This window comes from Bacillus pretiosus (genome assembly GCF_051294775.1).
GTDB classification, from domain to species: domain Bacteria; phylum Bacillota; class Bacilli; order Bacillales; family Bacillaceae_G; genus Bacillus_A; species Bacillus_A wiedmannii.
Map to the genome: position 1 here is coordinate 1132753 of NZ_JBPPHF010000002.1, position 22343 is coordinate 1155095.

The 22343-nt window shown below is 35.3% G+C and carries 22 protein-coding genes and 1 pseudogene; 21 read left to right on the forward strand and 2 right to left on the reverse strand.

Features of this window, described 5'->3' with window-relative positions; all coding sequences use genetic code 11:
- Positions 1–99: 99 nt before the first annotated feature.
- From ACSG5Z_RS14125 to ACSG5Z_RS14135, 3 genes are read left to right on the forward strand one after another with little or no spacing between them, the layout of a single operon-like run.
- Entirely contained in the window at positions 100–423 is a 324-nt protein-coding gene (locus ACSG5Z_RS14125) for a PadR family transcriptional regulator (RefSeq protein WP_001102620.1), read from the forward strand.
- Complete coding sequence (locus ACSG5Z_RS14130) at positions 416–958, forward strand: DUF1700 domain-containing protein (RefSeq protein WP_046957695.1); 543 nt, start codon at positions 416–418, stop codon at positions 956–958. The genes ACSG5Z_RS14125 and ACSG5Z_RS14130 overlap by 8 nt, the downstream gene beginning before the upstream one ends.
- The gene (locus ACSG5Z_RS14135) at positions 959–1765 is read left to right on the forward strand and encodes a DUF4097 family beta strand repeat-containing protein (RefSeq protein ID WP_435711606.1); all 807 of its coding nucleotides are present in this window, start codon (positions 959–961) and stop codon (positions 1763–1765) included.
- An 88-nt stretch (positions 1766–1853) separates the two neighbouring features.
- Here the strand turns inward: ACSG5Z_RS14135 and lexA are convergent, their stop codons facing one another.
- Positions 1854–2474, reverse strand: coding sequence for a transcriptional repressor LexA (gene lexA / locus ACSG5Z_RS14140; RefSeq protein WP_000413737.1), 621 nt, complete (start codon positions 2472–2474; stop codon positions 1854–1856).
- Positions 2475–2615: 141 nt separating this feature from the next.
- On the opposite strand from lexA, the gene ACSG5Z_RS14145 reads away from it, so the two are divergent.
- Both ACSG5Z_RS14145 and ACSG5Z_RS14150 read left to right on the forward strand, forming a co-directional pair.
- The gene (locus ACSG5Z_RS14145) at positions 2616–3272 is read left to right on the forward strand and encodes a YneB family resolvase-like protein (RefSeq protein ID WP_046956545.1); all 657 of its coding nucleotides are present in this window, start codon (positions 2616–2618) and stop codon (positions 3270–3272) included.
- A 45-nt stretch (positions 3273–3317) separates the two neighbouring features.
- Positions 3318–3557, forward strand: coding sequence for a DUF896 domain-containing protein (locus tag ACSG5Z_RS14150; RefSeq protein ID WP_001190582.1), 240 nt, complete (start codon positions 3318–3320; stop codon positions 3555–3557).
- 39 nt (positions 3558–3596) lie between these two features.
- On the opposite strand, the gene ACSG5Z_RS14155 is transcribed toward ACSG5Z_RS14150, so the two are convergent.
- Complete coding sequence (locus tag ACSG5Z_RS14155) at positions 3597–5180, reverse strand: bifunctional metallophosphatase/5'-nucleotidase (protein WP_097889938.1); 1584 nt, start codon at positions 5178–5180, stop codon at positions 3597–3599.
- A gap of 184 nt (positions 5181–5364) precedes the next feature.
- Between ACSG5Z_RS14155 and ACSG5Z_RS14160 the strand changes: the two genes are divergently transcribed.
- The 16 genes and pseudogenes from ACSG5Z_RS14160 (at position 5365) to ACSG5Z_RS14235 (ending at position 22209) form a co-directional block, all read left to right on the forward strand.
- Positions 5365–6303 (forward strand): phosphate/phosphite/phosphonate ABC transporter substrate-binding protein, encoded by a 939-nt coding sequence (locus tag ACSG5Z_RS14160; protein WP_088064232.1) that lies wholly within the window; start codon positions 5365–5367, stop codon positions 6301–6303.
- A gap of 84 nt (positions 6304–6387) precedes the next feature.
- Positions 6388–7161: a phosphonate ABC transporter ATP-binding protein gene (gene phnC, locus ACSG5Z_RS14165; RefSeq protein WP_435711608.1), complete on the forward strand. Its 774-nt coding sequence runs from the start codon at positions 6388–6390 to the stop codon at positions 7159–7161.
- Positions 7158–7952 (forward strand): phosphonate ABC transporter, permease protein PhnE, encoded by a 795-nt coding sequence (phnE, locus tag ACSG5Z_RS14170; RefSeq protein ID WP_087982023.1) that lies wholly within the window; start codon positions 7158–7160, stop codon positions 7950–7952. The genes phnC and phnE (ACSG5Z_RS14170) overlap by 4 nt, the downstream gene beginning before the upstream one ends.
- On the forward strand, positions 7952–8755 hold the full coding sequence (gene phnE, locus ACSG5Z_RS14175; protein WP_137012024.1) for a phosphonate ABC transporter, permease protein PhnE: 804 nt from the start codon (positions 7952–7954) through the stop codon (positions 8753–8755). The genes phnE (ACSG5Z_RS14170) and phnE (ACSG5Z_RS14175) overlap by 1 nt, the downstream gene beginning before the upstream one ends.
- A 74-nt stretch (positions 8756–8829) precedes the next feature.
- Positions 8830–9312, forward strand: a complete 483-nt coding sequence (locus ACSG5Z_RS14180; RefSeq protein ID WP_435711610.1) for a coproporphyrinogen III oxidase — start codon at positions 8830–8832, stop codon at positions 9310–9312.
- A gap of 223 nt (positions 9313–9535) precedes the next feature.
- Positions 9536–11536, forward strand: a complete 2001-nt coding sequence (tkt, locus tag ACSG5Z_RS14185; RefSeq protein WP_048544176.1) for a transketolase — start codon at positions 9536–9538, stop codon at positions 11534–11536.
- Positions 11537–11692: 156 nt separating this feature from the next.
- Complete coding sequence (sirA, locus tag ACSG5Z_RS14190) at positions 11693–12133, forward strand: sporulation inhibitor of replication protein SirA (protein ID WP_048527522.1); 441 nt, start codon at positions 11693–11695, stop codon at positions 12131–12133.
- A 78-nt stretch (positions 12134–12211) separates the two neighbouring features.
- On the forward strand, positions 12212–12433 hold the full coding sequence (locus ACSG5Z_RS14195; RefSeq protein ID WP_001123315.1) for a YneF family protein: 222 nt from the start codon (positions 12212–12214) through the stop codon (positions 12431–12433).
- A gap of 123 nt (positions 12434–12556) precedes the next feature.
- Positions 12557–14308, forward strand: a complete 1752-nt coding sequence (locus tag ACSG5Z_RS14200; protein WP_048544175.1) for an ABC transporter ATP-binding protein — start codon at positions 12557–12559, stop codon at positions 14306–14308.
- Complete coding sequence (locus ACSG5Z_RS14205) at positions 14308–16071, forward strand: ABC transporter ATP-binding protein (protein WP_060487428.1); 1764 nt, start codon at positions 14308–14310, stop codon at positions 16069–16071. Before ACSG5Z_RS14200 ends, ACSG5Z_RS14205 begins: the two co-directional genes overlap by 1 nt.
- Before the next feature lie 132 nt (positions 16072–16203).
- A pseudogene (locus ACSG5Z_RS14210) lies at positions 16204–17253 on the forward strand (GH25 family lysozyme).
- A 209-nt stretch (positions 17254–17462) separates the two neighbouring features.
- Positions 17463–18482 (forward strand): nuclease-related domain-containing protein, encoded by a 1020-nt coding sequence (locus ACSG5Z_RS14215; RefSeq protein ID WP_435711614.1) that lies wholly within the window; start codon positions 17463–17465, stop codon positions 18480–18482.
- Positions 18483–18488: 6 nt separating this feature from the next.
- A complete protein-coding gene (locus tag ACSG5Z_RS14220; RefSeq protein ID WP_087982038.1) occupies positions 18489–19055 on the forward strand; it encodes a hypothetical protein in 567 nt (188 codons plus the stop codon).
- A 213-nt stretch (positions 19056–19268) separates the two neighbouring features.
- Positions 19269–20996 (forward strand): S-layer homology domain-containing protein, encoded by a 1728-nt coding sequence (locus ACSG5Z_RS14225; RefSeq protein WP_088064494.1) that lies wholly within the window; start codon positions 19269–19271, stop codon positions 20994–20996.
- Positions 20997–21208: 212 nt separating this feature from the next.
- Positions 21209–21355 (forward strand): BC1881 family protein, encoded by a 147-nt coding sequence (locus ACSG5Z_RS14230; RefSeq protein ID WP_000644411.1) that lies wholly within the window; start codon positions 21209–21211, stop codon positions 21353–21355.
- Positions 21356–21453: 98 nt separating this feature from the next.
- A complete protein-coding gene (locus tag ACSG5Z_RS14235; RefSeq protein WP_098148427.1) occupies positions 21454–22209 on the forward strand; it encodes a sulfite exporter TauE/SafE family protein in 756 nt (251 codons plus the stop codon).
- Positions 22210–22343: the final 134 nt, after the last annotated feature.

Genomic DNA, 22343 nt, shown 5'->3' on the forward strand with positions numbered 1-22343 from the left:
AAATATAGTACCTTGCAATGAATAGTACTAAGTGGTATATTATGGATATAACGGGTACCGTGTATTGAATAGTACTGAAATGAGAAAGGGGGATTGACCTTGAACGTTCAGTTTAAAAAAGGCGTGTTAGAACTGTGTGTTTTAGCACTTGTGAAACGTAAAGATTGTTACGGCTATGAACTTGTTCAGCAAATCTCAAATAAATTTTTAATATCGGAAGGGTCAGTGTATCCTTTATTACGTCGTTTAACGAAAGAAGGATATTTTCAAACGTATTTAAAAGAATCTACAGAGGGACCGCCTCGTAAATATTATCAACTAACTGAGCAAGGGGAAACGCAACTGAATTTGTTAGTAACGGAGTGGCGTGATTTTGCAAAAGGCGTACAAGAAATTATTGAAGGGGTGGAATGGGATGAGTAAAGAACAGTTTCTTAAAGAATTATCAAGTCATCTTAGAAAGTTACCGGAAGAAGAGAGGAAAGATATTTTATTTGATTATGAAGAGCATTTTCAGTTTGGAATAGAAGAAGGAAAAACTGAATCGGAAATAATAAAGGGCCTTGGCTCTCCGAAAGTAATTGCAAAAGACTTACTTGCTTTGTATCGCTTTGACGAAATGAAAAAGGACCCATCAACTACCAATATAACAAGGGCTGTTATGGCAGCGATTGGACTTAGTTTGTTTAATTTTATTATTGTGTTAGGTCCGTTAGTTGCAATTATTGCTTTTATATTTTCCTTCTGGCTCGGTGGAATTGCTAGTGTAGTGACACCATTTTTCGTTATTGGAAAAGTATTTATGGGTACTTTTATATGGTTGGATTTATTCGTTAGTATAACGTTTGTTGGAGTAGGTTTGTTGTTATGTATTATCGCTTATTATAGTACGAAGTGGTTTAAAAAGTTATGCGTACGTTATGTAATATGGAACTTCAAAATGATAAAAGGGGAGTAGATGATGAAGAAAATATTGTTAGTAGCTATCGCTTGTATCATTATTGGAGTAATAGGGATTTCACAAACATATGAAAAAGCAGTGCAAACTGCAGAAGAAGGAAATAAAGAAGACGTAATTAAAAACGAAACACTAAAAAATATAGAAGTTAAGTTAGATGCTGGGGATATTGTTGTCCAAAAATCTCCCGACTCTTCTTTTTATGTAAAGCAATCAGGAAATGTACGTAAACACGAGGTTCGTATTGCCGAAGATGGTGACACATTAAAAATTATTGGGGAAAGAGAAAAAGGTGCTTCATTTGATTTTTCTTTTTACGATTTTAGATTTCAAACGTCTACAATAACTCTCCTTGTGCCTGAACGTTCATACCAAGAGATAAAAATAAATTCATCAGCTGGACAAATAGAAATAAGTGATGTGAAAAGTGATTGTGTAAGTGTTGGGACACTCGCTGGAGAAGTAGATTTGAAAAATGTCACAGCAAAAAGTGTGGAAGGATCTTCAAAAGCTGGTGAGGTGAGCTTTAAGAAGGTAATAGGAAAAGTAACTGCGAAGTCGGCTAGCGGGGAAGTGCATATTATGGATCATGATCCTAAATATGATGTAGAGGCAAGTTCAACCGCTGGGGATGTAGATATTACTTTATTAGAAAAACCACAAGATGCAGTTATAACTGGGCAAAGTGCTGCTGGCGAAGTAATGATTTTTAATGAAGAAAATAAAAATATAACAATTGGCAATGGTAGTAAAAAGATTAGTGGTAAAACAGCTGCTGGCGATGTGACGATTGAAACTCGTTCATAAGAAATAAAATGTATGAAAATCTATCAAAATACAAAAAAAGAAGATAATTACCGTATATAAATAAGGTAATTATCTTCTTTTATTATTCTTAATGTAAATCACGATATACGCCAATTACTTTTCCAATAACTGACACTTGTTTTAAAATGATAGGTTCTAATGAAGAGTTTTCCGGTTGTAGACGGAAATGGTCTTTTTCTTTATAGAAACGTTTTACAGTTGCTTCGTTATCTTCTGTTAAAGCGACTACAATTTCACCGTTGTATGCAGACTGTTGTTGGCGAACAACAACTAAATCTCCATCGAAAATACCAGCTTCAATCATACTATCTCCGGAAATACGTAACATAAATACTTGGTCTGCTCCAGCAACAATGCTAGCTGGAAGTGGGAAATGATCTTCTACACTTTCAACTGCTGTAATAGGTAATCCAGCAGTAACTTTTCCGACAATTGGAACTTGAATAACAGATTGTGTCTCTGTATCCATTCGGTTGTCACCTAAAATTTCAATTGCTCGTGGTTTTGTTGGATCGCGTCGAATATATCCTTTTTCTTCTAGTCGTGATAAATGTCCGTGCACTGTAGAACTAGAAGCGAGGCCGACTGCTTGACCGATTTCACGTACGGAAGGTGGATATCCTTTTTCTTGTACTTTTAGCTTAATAAAGTCGAGAATGTCTTGCTGGCGTTTCGTTAACTTTTCCATGTTTTCTAACACCTCGTTTTCTTTCATTTTTCTTATTAATAAGTATAACATGCGAAAAAACATTCTACAAACATAAGTTCGAACGAAAGACGAATTTATGATACACTATAAGGAAAATATAGTGAGAAAGAAGGGTTCAATATGAATGCAATTATTTATGCACGTGTGAGCACAACAAAAGAAGAACAGGAAACATCATTATTGCGTCAAAAAGATGAATTATTGCATTTAGCTGAGCGCTATCAAATGAATGTTGTAAAGGTGATTGAGGAGCAGGCTAGTGGTTATACAATTGAACGTGATGGCATATTAGAAGTGCTAGATACAATTCGCGATGAACAAGTTGATGTACTTCTCATACAAGATGAAACGCGCCTTGGTAGAGGGAATGCAAAGATTGCATTAATGCACTGTTTACATAAAGAGGGAATAAAAGTATATACGCATACGCATAATGGAGAATTAGAACTCTCTGACTCTGATTCGATGGTACTAGATATAATTGGGATTGTTGAAGAGTATCAAAGAAAGATCCACAATTTAAAAATTAAACGTGGCATGCAAAGAGCGGTAGAGAAAGGATTTCGTCCAGAGAATAATTTGAAAAATCGTCATTTAAGTATAGGACGTGAGAAAAAAGAAGTGCCAATTGAGGAAATTGTACGTTTACGCCGGAATGAATTAACTTTTGAAGAAATTGCAGCAACACTTCGTGGTTTTGGTCATGATGTTTCAAAAGCAACTGTACATCGAAGATATGTAGAATATACAAAGCAATTGCTTGATAAAGAGGACTAACTATTGTATGATAATAATCAGTTTTGAGTAAAAGGGGGATTCGAGATGCAAAGTCACGAACTCATTGAACGCATTAACTTCTTAGCGAAAAAAGCAAAAGCTGAAGGTTTAACTGAAGAAGAACAACGTGAGCGCCAATCGCTACGTGAACAATATTTAAAAGGATTTCGTCAAAATATGTTAAACGAACTTAAAGGAATTAAAGTTGTTAACGAAGAAGGTACTGATGTTACACCGGCGAAATTAAAAGCTTTAAAAAAGCAAGATAATGCAAAATTAAACTAAAAGATGGGCGAAGCCCATCTTTTTTATTTATTATATCCGTTATTTAATAACTTTCCAGTTGTTATTGACTGTTGCTTCTATCTTTTTGTGCTTCAATATATAGTTAGCGATAAGTTCAGACATATCTGTTGGTATGTCTTTTATTACGGGCTTATTTTGAAACATAAAGAAGTTCCCTCCGCCACTTGCGCGATAATTATTCATAACGACGTCATATTCTTCATTCATATGAAGTGGAGCGCCTTTATACTGTAAGGATTCTACTCTCTCGCCAATTGGTTTGGAAATGTTTAATACGTACGAAATTCCTTCCCACATATCGTAATTATAGTGTTGCGGCTTTGGTTCTATGTAGGTGGGGTTTACGATGATAGTTCCATCTGCTTTTAATATGAAATAAGAAGCAGAGAGTTCAAGGGCATCTTTTATATCCGCTCCAGTTATTCTAATTACTTTTAATGTATTTGGATAAATATAATTAGAAACGATGTCACGCATTGTTACATATTTCGGGAAACCTGGAGATGTATTATGGAATAAGCTTGTACAAGAAATGGAAACATTAGCTATATCCATCTGTATTTTATTTATGAATTCAATAAAAGGATGGTCTTGCAAACGAGTTTGCATAGCATCTGAAATTTGCATGTTCCCATAGATTACTCCAATAGGTTGATCGAGCCAATTTTGTGTTTTTTCTTCATAATCGGCAACCAAGGAAAGAATATGTTGGTCAGCCTCAATTCCTTGTACGGGCAATAATTGTGAATCACTCTCTTTTTTTACCCATTTTTTTTCTGTTTTTTCGAATGTTACTGTTACTTTTCCAACGGAGTGTCCATTGCATCCAGTCTGTAAAATTGTTACACCATTCATTACGGTGTGAGCGATTTCCCGGTGTTGGTGGCCTGTTAGTAAAATGTCTATGCCTTCAATTTCATGGCACATTGCATATCCTTGGTTTTCACCTGTTAAAACTTCAGTCGGTACCCCAGTTTGTAAATCGCGTTCAAATCCCCCATGGTAGGCTACGACTAATAAATCGGGTTTCTCGTGTTCGCGAATGTAAGAAACCCATCTTTTTGTTGTTTCTAATGCATCTTCAAATTGTAAATCTTGAATGTGATGGGGTTGTTCCCAATTGGGAATGTAATGCGTTGTCATCCCTAAAATAGCAATTTTTATATTTGATTCAATATGTTTTATTATATATGGTTTCCCGAAATAAGGTTCTTTTCTGTTTTTATCTAAAATATTTGCTGATAGATACGGAAAGTTTGCAGTAGAAATAGCATTATTTAATATGTCCATTCCATAATTAAATTCATGATTCCCAATAACTGCAGCATCATAACGTAAATAGTTCGCTAATAAAGACATTGGATTTTTCTTATCTTCTTCATATGTAGCGTAATGATAAGTAAAGGGTGTTCCTTGTATGAAGTCACCGTTATCAATTAAAAGAACGTTTCTATTTTGGGAACGTTCTTTTTTTATAAGAGTAGAAATTTTGGCTAAACCAATTTCAGCTTGGGAGTTATCTTGGTAGTGAATTGGATAAACAGTGCCATGTATATCACTTGTTAATAAAATGTTTAAAGTTACAATTTGATTTGGATTCAATATCATTCACCTTTTCTATTGTTATCTACTAATTAAGCATATCAAATATATGAAGAGAATTTTAATGAGAATGTATAGAATGTGTAAAGATTCTGTAAATAAGAAAATATACGTGAAAATGTGTGATATATTTCTTCATGTTTACGGAAGGCAATTTTATAACAACAAAATTGGAGGCATTAATATGTTGAAAAAAGTTTTTGCAATGAGTACGACAGTTGTACTAGCGGCGGGATTATTAAGTGGTTGTGGAACGAAAGAATCAAGTGCAAGTAAAACTGAAGATACGAAAAAAGGTTATGTACCGAAGACTTTAAATGTTCAATTTGTTCCTTCTCAAAATGCAGATACGTTAGAGGCAAAGGCAAAACCATTGGAAAAGTTATTAAGTGATAAATTAAATGTTCCGGTAAAAGTTAGTATTTCAACGAATTACAATACAATTGTAGAAGCGATGGCGTCTAAGCAAGTAGATGTAGGGTTTTTACCTCCAACAGCGTATGTGCTAGCGCATGAGAAAAAGGCTGCAAACGTAATTTTACAAGCACAACGTTTTGGAGTAGATGATGAAACGGGAGCTCCTACAAAGGATTTAGTAGACTTTTATAAATCTGAGTTTGTAGTTAAGAAAGATTCAAATATTAACAGTGTAAAAGATTTAAAAGGTAAAAAAATTGGTTATCAAGATGTAACGTCATCAGCGGGGTATGTATGGCCTGCGGCTGTATTGTTAAAAGAGGGAATTGATCCGCTAAAGGATGTGAAACCTGTTACATTAAAAGGTCACGATCAGTCGCTGATTGCTCTTTTAAATGGTGATGTAGATGTATCTGTTGTATTCCAAGATGCTCGTAATATTGTGAAAAAAGATTATCCGAATATATTCGATCAAACGAAAATAGTGAAATTTACGGAAAAAATTCCTAACGATACGATTTCGGTACGTTCTGATTTAGATGCAGAGTGGAGTAAGAAATTACAGGACGCTTTCATTGAAATAGGAAAGAATGAGGAAGGTCACAAAATCATTAAAGAAGTATATTCACATGAAGGATATGTTAAATCTGATGATAGTAAATTTGATATCGTTCGTGAATATGGAAAGAAAGTAAAAACGCAATAATACATATGGAAATGGCAGCTAACTGGAAGGTGTATGTTTCCAGTTAGTTTGCCATTTTGAATACATAGAAGGTAGGTAAGATGTGTGATAGAATTTCGAAATGTTTCCAAAATGTATCCGAATGGTACAAAAGGATTGAATAATACAAACTTGAACATTCAAAAAGGTGAGTTTGTTGTAATGGTAGGGCTGTCGGGGGCTGGAAAGTCTACACTTCTTAGATCGGTAAATCGCCTTCATGAGATTACAGAAGGAGAAATCTTGATTGAAGGTGAGTCTATTACTGCTGCGAAAGGAAAAGAATTACGACGCATGCGCCGGGATATTGGTATGATTTTTCAAAGTTTTAACCTTGTAAAACGATCAACGGTTTTGAAGAATGTATTAGCTGGGCGTGTTGGATACCATTCGACTTTTCGTACAACGTTAGGTCTATTTCCAAAAGAAGATTTGGAGCTTGCCTTTCAATCGTTAAAAAGGGTGAATATTTTAGAAAAAACATATGCGCGAGCTGATGAATTATCAGGAGGACAACAGCAACGTGTATCGATTGCTAGAGCGTTGGCACAAGAAGCAAAAATCATATTGGCAGATGAACCTGTTGCGTCGTTAGATCCGCTAACAACAAAGCAAGTATTAGATGATTTGAAAAAAATTAATGAAGATTTTGGGATTACAACAATTGTAAACTTACATTCTATTGATTTAGCTAGGCAATATGCGACACGCATTATTGGATTACATGCAGGCGAAATTGTTTTTGATGGTTCAGTAGAAGAGGCAACGGATGAAAAATTCGCTGAAATTTATGGAGACGTAGCGCAGAAAAGTGAATTATTAGAGGTGGCAGTTAAATGAATGACGCGATGATATATTCGAAATCGATACCGAAGCCGCCGAGTAAGTTGAAACATATGTTAACGGCTATTCTAGTCATTTTACTATTGTGGGGAAGTAGTGTACAGGTCGACGCATCATTTTCAAAACTAGTAGTTGGTTTTCCTAATATGATTGATTTGTTAAAAGAGATGGTGCCGCCTGATTGGAGTTATTTTCAAGTTATTACAACAGCGATGTTAGATACAATACGTATGGCGATTATTGGGACGACTTTAGGAGCGATTTTAGCTATTCCACTGGCACTATTTGCGGCAAGTAATGTGTTTACTAGTACATTTTTGTACGGTCCAGCTCGATTGGTTTTAAATTTTATCCGAACGATACCAGATTTATTATTAGCGGCAATTTTCGTAGCTATTTTTGGAATAGGACCACTTCCAGGTATTTTAGCTCTTACTTTTTTCTCAATTGGGCTCGTGGCGAAATTGTTGTATGAGTCAATGGAATCGATTGATCCAGGTCCATTAGAGGCGATGACAGCAGTAGGAGCAAATAAAGTGCAATGGATTGTGTATGGGGTAATTCCGCAAGTGAAAGCACATTTTGTCTCCTATGTTCTTTATACATTTGAGGTGAATGTACGTGCAGCAGCTGTTTTAGGTTTAGTAGGAGCGGGTGGTATTGGGTTGTATTATGACCGTACACTTGGATTTTTACAATATCAACAAACTGCATCTATTATTATTTATACTCTTGTTGTTGTATTGTTAATTGATTATGTAAGTACATTGTTGCGGGAGAAATTATAATGAGTAAAACGACGATAATTGTACCAAAACCGAAGAAACCGAGTGTGTATCGCTGGTTTATTTTTATAGCACTTGCATTTGTTTATGTATGGGCTTTTTCAGGAGTCCCGCTAGAGGGAATAAAGGATACGGCAAGAGAAATTACAAAAGCAATTATGACAGGTGTATTGAATCCAGATTGGTCGTATGTATCTTTGCCAGATGGTGAAGATTTATTACATGGCTTAATTGATACGTTGGCAATTGCGATATTAGGTACATTTATTTCTGCCTTTTTATCTGTTCCATTCGCTTTTTGGGCGGCAACGAATATGAGCAGTGGAAAATTAACGGCAGGAACTGGGAAATTTGTACTTAGTTTTGTTCGTACATTTCCTGAATTAGTTATGGCTCTTTTATTTATAAAAGCTGTTGGACCAGGATCCTTTGCCGGAGTTCTAGCTTTAGGATTACACTCTATCGGAATGTTAGGGAAATTATATTCAGAAGGAATTGAAAATATAGATAAAGGACCGACGGAAGCGTTAATGGCTACAGGTGCGAATCGCTTTCAAATACTTTGGTATGCAGTATTGCCACAAGTATTACCGGATTTTCTATCTTATACGTTATACAGGTTCGAAATTAATGTACGATCCGCTGCCATTTTAGGTGTTATTGGAGCAGGTGGGATTGGTACGCCTCTAATTTTTGCACTGAGTTCACGCAATTGGTCTCGTGTGGGGATTATTTTATTGGGTATTATTTTAATGGTAATTATTATTGATTTTATTTCAAGTTCGATACGGAAGAAAATTGTATAATTTATTTTAAGCACCTATAAAAGGTGCTTTTTTATATAATAAGAATAATAAATGTGAGCAATAGGGGGGATAATTTGGCTTTACAGCACGAGTTTGTATTTGTTTCGAATGAAAAAAAAGGGTTGGATTTTATAGGTATAGATTGGATTGAACTTTGTTTTCTATATAAAGAAGAGGCAACGATAGATGAGTGTGTTGTATTAAGTGATGAGCTAATCGTATATCTATTAGATTTTACCCATTGGATTCCGACCTATTATCCAGCGAAAAGAGCAGAAGGATTTGGAATTCACTATTATGGTATTACGAAAATAGAACAGCAAGGGGCAGTGATAGCAGAACAGTTATTTTGTTCGCTAGTTAACATGTTTTCTCTAGCGCCAGAAACAATCGAACTGAAAGGGCAGTTTCAATGGGAAAATGATAATAATACTGATGGAGAATATGAAAGATACGTATTTGATCGAGATAAATTATGCCAAGATTTAAATTCTTTTATTCGTTTGCTTTGCAGAGTGAAAAATGGGGAAGGATATATTTTGCATTATGGAATTTGAAAATGATGAATAAATATACAGATAATTCCCTTTCTTTTTAAAATAAAAATAATGAAAAAGTATGTCATATTGAATACCCATACATTCCCGAAATCATTGATTTTTTTATGAAAAACCAAAAAAATATCAACATATTTGTCGATACATGTTGTATAATCTTGCGTGGGAAGCTATCATATAAATGTATAAAACGTTTACTAATATAAGCGAAGGGAAGAATAGCATGTCACATTCAATCGAACAACTTTCTATCAACACGATTCGCACATTATCCATCGATGCGATTGAAAAAGCAAACTCTGGTCACCCAGGAATGCCAATGGGTGCAGCACCAATGGCTTATACATTATGGACTCAATTTATGAAACACAATCCAAATAACCCAACGTGGTTTAACCGTGATCGTTTCGTATTATCTGCAGGTCATGGTTCAATGTTACTATACAGCCTACTTCACCTATCTGGTTATGATGTAACAATGGATGACTTAAAGAACTTCCGTCAATGGGGAAGCAAAACTCCAGGACATCCTGAGTACGGTCATACAGCAGGTGTAGACGCAACTACTGGTCCACTTGGACAAGGTATTGCAACTGCTGTAGGTATGGCAATGGCTGAAAGACATTTAGCGGCTAAATATAACCGTGATGCGTATAATGTAGTAGATCATCATACATACGCTATTTGTGGTGATGGAGATTTAATGGAAGGCGTTTCTGCTGAAGCATCTTCATTAGCTGCTCATTTACAATTAGGTCGTCTTGTTGTGCTTTATGATTCAAACGATATTTCATTAGATGGCGATTTAAATCGTTCATTCTCTGAAAGTGTAGAAGATCGTTACAAAGCATACGGATGGCAAGTAATCCGTGTTGAGGATGGAAACGATATTGAAGCTATCGCGAAAGCAATCGAAGAAGCGAAAGCTGACGAAAAACGCCCAACGCTAATTGAAGTAAGAACGACAATTGGTTTCGGTTCTCCAAACAAATCAGGAAAATCAGCTTCACATGGTTCTCCACTTGGTGTAGACGAAACAAAATTAACGAAAGAAGCATATGCTTGGACTGCTGAGCAAGACTTCCATGTAGCAGAAGAAGTATATGACAACTTCCGTAAAACTGTACAAGATGTTGGTGAAACTGCGCAAGCAGCGTGGAACACTATGCTAGGTGAATATGCACAAGCATACCCAGAATTAGCAAACGAATTACAAGCGGCAATGAATGGTCTTCTTCCAGAAGGTTGGGAGCAAAACTTACCAACTTATGAATTAGGATCAAAAGCAGCAACTCGTAATTCTTCAGGTGCTGTAATTAATGCAATTGCAGAGTCTGTACCATCATTCTTCGGTGGATCTGCTGACCTTGCTGGTTCTAACAAAACATACATGAATAACGAAAAAGACTTTACAAGAGATGATTACAGCGGAAAAAACATTTGGTACGGTGTACGTGAGTTCGCAATGGGTGCAGCAATGAACGGTATTGCACTACATGGCGGTTTAAAAACTTACGGTGGTACGTTCTTCGTATTCTCTGACTACTTACGTCCAGCAATTCGTCTTGCAGCATTAATGCAATTGCCAGTAACGTATGTATTCACACACGACAGTATCGCTGTTGGTGAAGATGGTCCAACACATGAACCAATCGAGCAATTAGCAGCGCTACGTGCAATGCCAAATGTATCTGTTATTCGTCCAGCTGATGGTAACGAATCTGTTGCAGCTTGGAGACTAGCTCTAGAATCTACAAACAAACCAACTGCTTTAGTATTAACTCGTCAAGACCTTCCAACATTAGAAGGTGCAAAAGACGATACGTATGAAAAAGTAGCAAAAGGTGCATATGTAGTTTCTGCAAGCAAGAAAGAAACAGCTGATGTAATCTTACTTGCATCTGGATCTGAAGTAAGTCTAGCTGTTGAAGCGCAAAAAGCGTTAGCAGTAGACGGCGTTGACGCAGCTGTTGTCAGCATGCCATCTATGGATCGCTTTGAAGCTCAAACAGCTGAGTACAAAGAATCTGTATTACCAAAAGCAGTAACAAAACGTTTCGCAATCGAAATGGGTGCTACATTCGGATGGCACCGTTACGTAGGTCTTGACGGAGATGTGTTAGGTATCGATACATTCGGTGCTTCTGCTCCTGGTGAAAAGATTATGGAAGAGTATGGATTTACTGTAGAGAACGTTGTTCGTAAAGTAAAAGAAATGCTTTAATGATTTTAGAAAAATCTCTCCGGCATGGAGAGGTTTTTCTATGTAAATGAGTTTTTTCGACAGAAAAAGTTTTTTATCTCTCCGCAGTCAGACAATCATTGCAAAATTTCTTCTATATAATGAAGGGAAAAGGTTGTCCAGATTGGGAGGCGAAAGATGAAAACGTATGAATTGTATTTAATTCAAGAGGATATTGCGAAAGCTTACTTTGGTCGTGAATATTTGTTTTTTGATTTATTTGCTAGATTTTCAGAATCTGGGTCCCTTTCGGAGAGAAAAGTGTTATATAAACAAATGATGTATATAACGATGCCATTACAAGTAATGAAAATTCACCATAAATTAGAACAAGCTTTGCGCGTTCTTGGTAAATATGATCGAACACATCATACACATACACTTTATACAGGAGCGGAATACGGCGAAATAATGGTGAAACCGCACTATATTCGCATGAATACCTCTGGAAACGTTTCTATGGAAACGACTTTCTTTGAGGTGTTAAGAAAGTGTGAATTAACATTTTTAGCTATGGATTATGAAAATACAAAGTACGGATGGCTGAATCCTCTAAAACAAGTACGAACATATGTGTAAAAAATGTCGAATTGTATCTTGTCTTATTGAAAAGGTTTTAGTACACTGTAAGGTAGACAACATGAAGGAGGAAAATATATGCCAATTTGGTTAGGTATTCTAGTGGGCGTAGTAGCACTAGTAGCAGGCGTGGCGTTAGGATTTTTCATTGCCCGCAAATACATGATGAACTACTTAGAAAAAAATCCACCAATTAATGAACAAATGTTAAAAATGATGATGATGCAAATGGGACAAAAACCTTCCCAAAAGAAAATCAATCAAATGATGAGCGCGATGAATAAGCAACAAACGAAATAAGCGCTAAAAGACACTCGCTAAGAGTGTCTTTTCTTTTTGTTAGTTATGTAGTTTAAAACTTTTAAAAATTCAGTATTTTTGGTAAACTGAAAACATCGCTCATTTTAAGGGAGGAGGATAAAAATGAAGGTATTTATTAATTTAGCGTGGTTTTTTAAACAAGAAAAACGAGCGTACATAATCGGAATTATTATGTTATTTGGTGTCGCGCTTCTTGAACTTGTAGCTCCGAAAGTACTAGGTATTGTAGTAGATGAAATTAATAATGGAACATTAACATCTGAAAAATTGTTGAAGTGGGTTATTCTGTTAGTAGTTGTAGGGATTACTATGTACATATTACGTTATTTATGGCGTATTATGATTTTTGGATCTTCGTTAAAACTAGCCCGTCAATTACGAAAGAATTTATATGAACATTTTACAAGGATGAGCCCATCTTTCTATCAATCACGTCGTACGGGTGATTTGATGGCGCATGCGACTAATGATATTCAGGCGATTCAACAAACTGCTGGATCGGGCGTTTTAACACTTGTTGACTCATTAGCGGTTGGGGGATGTGTACTCGTAGCGATGGGTTTTACAATTAGTTGGAAGTTAACATTGTTAAGCTTAATTCCAATGCCGATTGTAGCGATTTCGACAAATTATTATGGAACGTTATTACATAAAAGGTTTCATAAAGCGCAGCAATCGTTTTCAGAAATCAATGATAAAGTGCAAGAGAGTATGAGTGGGATGAAGGTAATTCGATCACTTGGACAAGAGAAAGAAGATTTACAAGCATTTCGAAAAAAATCAGAAGATGTTGTACATAAAAATATGTTAGTCGCACGTATTGATTCGTTGTTTGATCCAACAATCTCTCTTATCGTTGGATTTTCTTTTTTAATTGCAGTGTGTTACGGGTCAGTATTAGTTGTGAGGGGTGAATTAACTGTAGGTGATCTCGTTACATTTACAACGTATTTAGGTACCCTCGTTTGGCCAATGTTAGCCTTTGGATGGTTGTTTAATATTATGGAGCGTGGGCGTGCTTCGTATGACCGTGTAGAAAAAATTCTCTCGCAAAAATCAGATGTAGTAAATAGAGAAGATGCTGTACATAAAGTAGCAAGCGGTGATGTTACATTTGCGGTCGATTCATTTTCATATAAGAAAAATGAACTGTTACAGCTAATAGATGTTCACTTTGATTTGAAGAAGGGTGAAACACTAGGAGTTGTCGGACGTACAGGAGCAGGGAAAACGACTTTATTAAAATGTTTAATCCGTGAGTATGATCATTTTAGTGGTGAATTAAAAGTTGGGGAGCGGGATATTCGCGATGTAACACTTTACGGTGTCCGTTCTGCCATTTCATACGTGCCGCAAGATCATTTTTTATTTTCAGCGAGTATTGGGGAGAATATTGCCTTCGGAAAGGCGGATGCTACATATAATGAAATAACCCGCGCTGCAGAGATTGCTTGTATTCATAATGACATCCTCCAATTTTCAGAAGGGTATGAAACGGTAGTAGGAGAAAGAGGCGTTTCGTTATCTGGAGGTCAAAAACAGAGAATCTCTATTGCACGTGCTTTATTAACGAATGCGGAAATTTTAATTTTAGATGATTGTTTATCAGCGGTAGATGCAAAAACAGAAGAAACGATTTTAAATGCATTAAAGAGGGAAAGAGCAGGAAAAACAACGATTATTACTGCTCATCGTTTAAGTGCAATTCAACATGCCAATCTTATACTTGTTGTGGATGAAGGCAGAATTGTGCAACGAGGTACACATGAACAATTAATGAAAGAAAACGGTTGGTATAAAGAAATGTACGAGAGCCAGCAGTTAGAAGCATTAGTCGAGAAAGGAGGCGTATGATGACCGGGAAGAAGCGGAGTGATTTAAGTAGATTACTTTCTTATATGAAGCCATATAAAAGGTTACTATCTTTAGCATTTATCTTTTTAGTTGGTGCAACTGTAACTGAAATGATGGGTCCTTTTTTAATTAAACAATTTCTTGATGAACATTTAGTACCACGTAACTTTGATCAATCAGCACTTGTTACTCTATTTGTAGTGTATCTTATTGCTCACTTATTAAAAGTATTATTTACTTATTTAGACTTATTGTATTTTCAAAATATCGCTTTTAAAATTGTTCAAGATATGCGTGTTGAAGTATATAATCATGTTCAAAAGTTGTCATTAAGTTTCTTTGATCGTACGCCGATTGGTACGCTTGTATCGCGCATAACGAATGATACGGAAGCAATTAAAGATTTTTATGTCAGTGTATTATCCACATTTGTCAAAAATGTAGTCTTTTTAATAGGTATTTTAGTAGCAATGTTTTTATTAAATGTAAAACTAGCTCTATTTTCTCTCGTATTAATTCCGATAATGTTTGCAATTATGGTGCTATATCGCCGGAAGAGTGCAGCCTTTTATTTAGAAGTACGTAATCAATTAAGCGTGTTAAATGCAAAGTTGAATGAGTCCATTCAAGGAATGAATATTGTTCAAGTGTTCAGGCAAGAAAAGCGTATGAGAAAAGAGTTTGAAGAAGTGAATAATAAACATTATAGTGCAGGGCGACGGACGTTAAAGTTAGACGCGTTACTTTTACGTCCAGCAACTGATTTAGTTCATATTGTGGCTATTGCATTAGTACTTGGTTTATTTGGAATTGATGCTTTGAAGAGTCCTGTTGAAGTAGGTGTCTTATATGCGTTTGTTAACTATATACATCGTTTCTTCCAGCCTGTAAATGAGATGATGATGAAATTATCATTTTTCCAACAGGCACTTGTTTCATCATCACGTGTATTTCATTTAATGGATGAGAAAGATTTAGCTCCAGTTCAAAAAGGGGATGGAAATCCTCAAGTTGTTAATGGAGAAATTGAATTTAAAAATGTTACTTTTTCGTATGATGGAAAACGTGATGTTTTAAAAAATGTATCTTTTCACGTGAAACAAGGGCAAACAGTTGCTTTCGTTGGGCACACTGGTAGCGGAAAAAGTACTATTATGAATTTGTTAATGCGATTTTATAATATTAAGTCCGGAAATATTGTAATAGATGGTGTAGATTTAGAGAGATTTGAAGAAAGAGAAATTAGAAAGAAAATAGGACTCGTATTGCAAGATGCATTTTTATTTGCGGGAAATGTAAAACAAAATATTCGTATGTACAATGAAGAAATTACGGATGAAGAAGTAAAAGAAGCGGCACAATTTGTGCAAGCGAATACGTTTATTGAAAAATTACCAGAGCAGTATGAAACAGAAGTAGTAGAAAGAGGAGCTGCATTTTCTAGTGGTCAACGCCAATTAATTGCTTTTGCTAGAACGATAGCAACGAATCCGAAAGTATTAGTATTAGATGAAGCAACAGCTAATATTGATACAGAAACAGAAGATGCGATCCAAACAGCATTACAGCAAATGCGAAAAGGGAGAACGACTATAGCAATTGCACACAGATTATCTACAATTCAAGATGCAGATCAAATTTTTGTTATGCATGATGGAGAAATAGTAGAAAGAGGAACACATCAAGAATTACTGAGTGAGCAAGGGTTGTATTATAATATGTATTTACTACAAAATAAAGGGATTTTACAAAAGGCCTTGTAATTATAAGGCCTTTTTACTTTGTTTATAAAATATGTTTGCTCTCAATGTCTATAGTAGAAACGTCGTGACCCTTTATTAAAGTTGTACATATTGTATGTATACGAAATGAAAAAAATTGATAGGAGCTTTTATATGCAAGATAGATCTAGTTCAAATATTACGTTTATCGATGTGTCTCATTGGCAAGGGAACATTGATTGGAATGCAGTGAAGGGATCGGGTATTTCAGCGGCGTATGCAAAAGCGACAGAAGGTGTGAATAATCTTGATCCTACTTTGGTTCAAAATGTACAAGCAGCACGAAATGCGAATGTATTAATCGGTGCATACCATTTTGCACATCCAGAACTAAATGATGCAATTTCAGAAGCGAAACATTTTGTGAACATATTACAAAGCAATCAGACAGACTTAATGCCAGTTTTAGATTTAGAATCACCGATAGATCCGAGTAATAGTAATTTAACTGGTACTGCTATATCTAATTGGGCAAGAAGTTTCATAAATTATGTGAAACAGGCTACTGGAAAAGATGTCATGTTATATACAGGAGTTTGGTATATTAATGAGTTTGGAATTAACGGATTAAGCGATATTCCACTTTGGATTTCTAAATACTCTAGTACGCCGCCTGCTGATGCTGGTGGATGGACAGAGTGGACAGCATAGCAATACACAGATTCTGGTCAAATTTCAGGTGTATTAGGAAATTGTGACGTATCAGCAGCGGTTTCATTAGAAGCTTTGCAAGGAAATGGAACAAATGGTGGTGGAAATGTTTCTCCACCTAGTACTGCTACTGCAGTCTACGGCGTTGCTGTAATTAAAGGCGATAATGTAAATTTACGGAGTGGACCATCTTTACAATCTAGTGTAATTCGCCAGCTAAATAGAGGAGAATCATATGAAGTTTTGAATGAACAAGATGGTTGGCTTGCTTTAGGTGGAAACGAATGGATATACTATGATCCAAGTTACATTCAGTATAAACATTATGTGGCGACTATTACTGGTGATAATGTGAATCTGCGGGATGCTCCATCATTAAATGGAAATGTTATAAGACAGTTACATCACGGTGAGGCTTATAGAGTATGGTGTAAGCAAGATGGCTGGCTTGGGTTAGGTGGAAATGGCTGGATATACTATGATCCAAGTTATATTCAGTATGGTGTACAATAAAATGCACGTAAAAGGTATCTCGCCTGAGATGCCTTTTATTCTGCTATTTGCGGGCAGCCTGAAACAATCAGTGGGGAATGGGGAAAATCGCTTATTAAAGTCTCGCTTCATTAAAAATATGTGATTTTTACAAAGTGTATATTGAAAACATAGTATAATATAATGGATGTTTATAAAAATAAATGAAAATGGAATAAAGGAGTAAAGATATGGATTATGTGCTAATAGGTGTGGTTTTATTATTATTAGCTGTAGTATTCGTGCTGTTCTATAAAAATAAACAGCTAGAATCAGAGAGTCAGCAAGTAGAATTTGAAAAGAAACAAGCAATTGAAACGTATGAAACTGAAATTGCAGCTACGGTTACAGAGCATAAAGAACAACAAAATACATTGAAAAATATGGAACAGAAGAAATACAATGATTTACAAATAAGTGCAGCTAGAGAACTTGAAAATATGCGTATGATGAAAAATCAATTAGCTGTGCAACATAGTAAAGAACGCAGTGAAATGCAAGAAAAACATAGTAACGAAATTCATATGTTTCAAAAGTTAATTGCAAATTTGCGAGAGTATACGAAAAATGGAGCTGAAGTGAATACACACGAAACATTACATTATATGAAGCGTGGCTTCGTAGAGCAAGGCATAATACTAGACACTGAATTTCATATTATGCCAAATGTTTTTATTAGAAATCAGCATGGAGGAAATGATTGTCGCATTCATCATCTTGTCTTAAGTAAAACGGGTATGTATCTACTTGAGACGAAAGAATGGACAGGGAAATTAATTCATGGCTTAACGAAAGAAAATGCTAATATATATTCATTTATGATTGATGAAATTGGCAAGTATCAACAAGAAGTAGAGAAAGAAGAGACATTTGAATGCGTTACAGGTGAAGATTCATTAACGATACAAGTGAAAAATGAAGGGAATCCAGTATATAGAGCGAAGAAACTATCTCATATTCTATACAATTGTTTGAAAGAAATACAAGTTGATATTGTAAAGGAAAAAGTAAAACCGATTGTGTATTTTTATAATGAGAGTGGGAAAGAAGTGCTAGATCTGTCTGAAGAAAAAACGCCGAGATTAAAAGATAGAGAGCAAATTGTAACGTTCTTCAGAAATGAGATCTTAACAGGGGAAGTAATATATACAGATCAAGAGTTAGAAAAACTTCGAGAAATCATTAGCCGGATGAATTATAAAATAAATTAAAAAGAGGTGGGCTTTTTGAGTGCTATATTAAGGGGTATTTTGTATGTTTATGTTTGTTTGTATATACTAATGTATCTTGCGTTTATGTTTGTTATTGATGTGGTTCATATGTCAGTAAGTGTAAAAAGTATGTTTGTAGTAGTCATGCCATTTGCTATATTAGTCGTAATTCAAAAGTTCGTCTTACGTACTTCTGTAAATCGTAATACAGAAAAAAAGCAAATGCTAGGTGTAATGATAGTAGGTTGTATTCTATTGATAGTGTGCACTGCGCAATTAAGTATGAATACATACACCTCTAAGTTTAATCAAGATCGGTGGTTACATGCTGAAGAGAAACGGGTACATATGGTAGATGATCTAATGCAAAAATATAAATTAACAGGGAAGTCAAATGAAGAAATCACAAAATTATTAGGAACGCCTACTGAAACGAGAAATGGAGAAGAAGGGATTACCACTTCGTACTATCTTGGAAATGAACGTGGCTTTATTTCAATAGATAGTGAACAGCTTGTTTTACAATTTGATAGAGATGGTAGAGTTATGGAATATAAGGTGCATAGAGGTTAAAGAAATGTGGAGGGAAGCTATATATTATAGCTTCTTTTTATATTCCAATATAGTAAATGTAGGCAAATAGTAGTCATTCCTATCTATACGAATCGGAATGAGTCTGTTATATTGTAAATGGTTATGTAGTTTAATAGTTTACTAGATGTCCTATATTTTGGTTGAGGAGGGGGAAATTAACACGAATTTAATTATGGCGTGTTAAGTATTATGATGAAAAAAAGATTTTATAATGTTTTAGCTGCATCGATTGTATTTAGCGTGGTAACGATTCCGAATTATTCCTATGCTAATGAGTTGGAAAAAACTGTAGCGGTTTCACCTGATGAACAAGCTTTAAAAAGTATTGAAAACCATATGAAAGAGGAAGATGGTCGAGGAGAAGATAAAGGAGTAAAAAATGAAGTGCAAGGCGAATTTCTTGTACAAATAGTGAAAGAAGTACCTTTATATGATTCTAGTAATTTTCAAAAAGAGACAGGGGTTCACATTTCGAATCAAGTTGTAAAAGCTGAGAAGAGAAAAGGAAACGCTTACTATGTTCGGACTTCATCTGGAACTGGATGGATAGAAAATAGTGAGGGAAATGTAGAGGTTAAAGAATTTCACCCTTTATTAAGTGAAAAGTTGGTTATTAATGAAGTAACCTCTACTTACTCTGAACCATTTACTTCATACAAAGAAGAAAATGTATTGGAGCCACAAAATATTCAAGCAATTGGACAGGCCGGAGAATGGTTCCAAGTAAAAATAAATGATGAGATAAAATGGATTTATTCACCTTCAGCAAAATTTGAAGGAACAAAAGCTTCAATTATTCAAGAGGCAACACCAGCACGTACAAAACGTGCAGCAGTTATGTATGCTGCACCAATAGAAGAGAAAACAACGGATATTTATGGTGTAACTTTAAAAGAAATGATTGTACCGAAAGGAAATGAAAATATCCGTCCCGGTTATGCGATGAAGCCGAAGTATATTACGATTCATGAGACAGATAATTACAGTGTTGGGGCAAATGCTAAAAACCATGCAATATATTTATATAACCAAGCAACGGGAACGGAAGATCGTTCAGCGTCATGGCACTTTACGGTAGACGATAAAGAGATTTATCAACATCTTCCATTAAACGAAAATGCTTGGCATGCAGGAGATGGAGCAGAAGGAACTGGAAATCGAGAATCAATTGCGATTGAAATTGCTGTAAACGAAGATGGTGATTATAATAAAGCTGTTGAAAATGCTCGTAAATTAACAGCTTATTTAATGGGAGAATTACATATTCCTTTAGAAAATGTGAAGAAACATCAATTCTGGAGTGGAAAGAATTGTCCGGCTATTATGATTAAAAATAATGCGTGGGAACCATTCTTACAAGGAACAAAGGTTTATTATGATGCGAACCATAAAGATGATATAACAGGTGGTTGGTACGAAGCAGACATTCGTGAATTAGATAAACGAGGCATTATGATTGGGGATGGGAAAGGTTCTTATTGGCCAGAGCGTCTTGTCACACGTGGCGAATTTGCGAATTTAATTTCAAGATCATTACAGTTACCTGAAGGATCATCGAATTTTAATGATTTAAATACAGCACACCCATCGCTAATAGATGGTATTAATCGTGCGGCAACTGCCGGGATAATAAGTGGTAGAGGAAATGGGACGTTTGCTCCAAATGATACGATTAAACGAGATGAAGCTGTTATCATGATTGATCGTGCACTGCAATATAAAAAAATTAAAGGTAACTTAGTTCCGTTACCATTCTCGGATCAAGATTTAGCATATGATAAACAAGCTGTACAACGTGTTTATGGATTAGGTATTGTAAAAGGAAATGAAAATAATGAATTTATGCCGAAAGGTTCTGCAACGCGTGGAGAATCGGCAGCATTTATTAATAGAATGTTAAAAGTAATAGAAAGTAAATAATGAAAAAGCACTCGCTTTTGCGAGTGCTTTTTTATTTTTCAATATGTTACGGAAGGGAGAGAAGGATTTTGAGTGGAATAAGGAATGAAAGCGGAGGTGATGCATATATATGGATGCATTGGGTTGTTTTTATCTCGCTATTTGCGAGCAATAAGACTCCCACTTCAAAGTTTCACTTTATCATATTGTATAAATGAAAAGGAGGTAAGACGGTGAAAGCAATCCCGACTGATGTCCTGAGTAAAGAATTAATGGAAAGAGAAGGAGTTATATCTATTACAGTAAAAGAATTTGAAAAGATAGAAGTAGCTGGAGTAGTAGTCGCTGGTCCGGCAGTTATTTTGATTAATCAAGATTAAGTACATATTTTTGAAATAAAAAGCATCCATCTAGGATGCTTTTTATTTGTATACAAGGAAGAATATGATGGATAATTGCTTTACTGGAGGGAAAGTCTGTGGCAATTATTATAACGATGTTAGTAATGGGAGTTTTATTAGGATTTGTTGGAGCAGGGGGAGCTGGTTTTATTATCGCAATACTCACTTTAGTATTCCACATTCCTATTCATGTTGCGCTTGCAACGTCTTTAACTGCAATGGCATTTACGACATTATCTGGGGTTATAAGTCATTATCGTGAAGGAAATGTTGTAGTTACTATAGGAGGGATTGTTGGTGGATGTGGAGCACTTGGTTCTTATATTGGTGCAAAGCTTGGTTCACTTATACCACCGCATCTTCTTCATTGGTTTACAGCTGGGATGTTATTTTTATCTGCAATTTTTATGTTTGTTAAATTAATTAAGTTTCAAAATAGGGAAGAACTACTTTTAGCAGAAATTAAAGATTTTTCGAAAGACAATATAATGAAATGTATATGTCTCGGATTAGTCACTGGAATGATGGCTGGTTCATTTGGGATTGGTTCTGCACCATTTATTCAACTTGGATTAATGGTTCTATTAGGATTAACAATCCAGCAATCTGTAGGAACAACAATGCTTGTCATATTGCCGATTGCGATTGGAGGTGGGCTAGGATATAGTTCAGAAGGCTACCTAGATTATATACTGTTATTGCAAGTATTAATTGGCACGATGTTAGGAGCGTATATCGGGGCGAAGTTTACAAATTATGCACCACGTATGCTTTTGAAGCTTTCAATGATTATGACACCAGTTGTAGCTGGATGTATGTTATTGATGGAATAAAAATAATATAGCAAACTAATATATTTTACGAATGAATTATGTAAGTAATTCATATTTCCCATATAAAAGGATTTGCTTTAATATAATGAGTGTAAAGTTCGAGTATTCGAAGTACTACTTGAATTATATCCCTA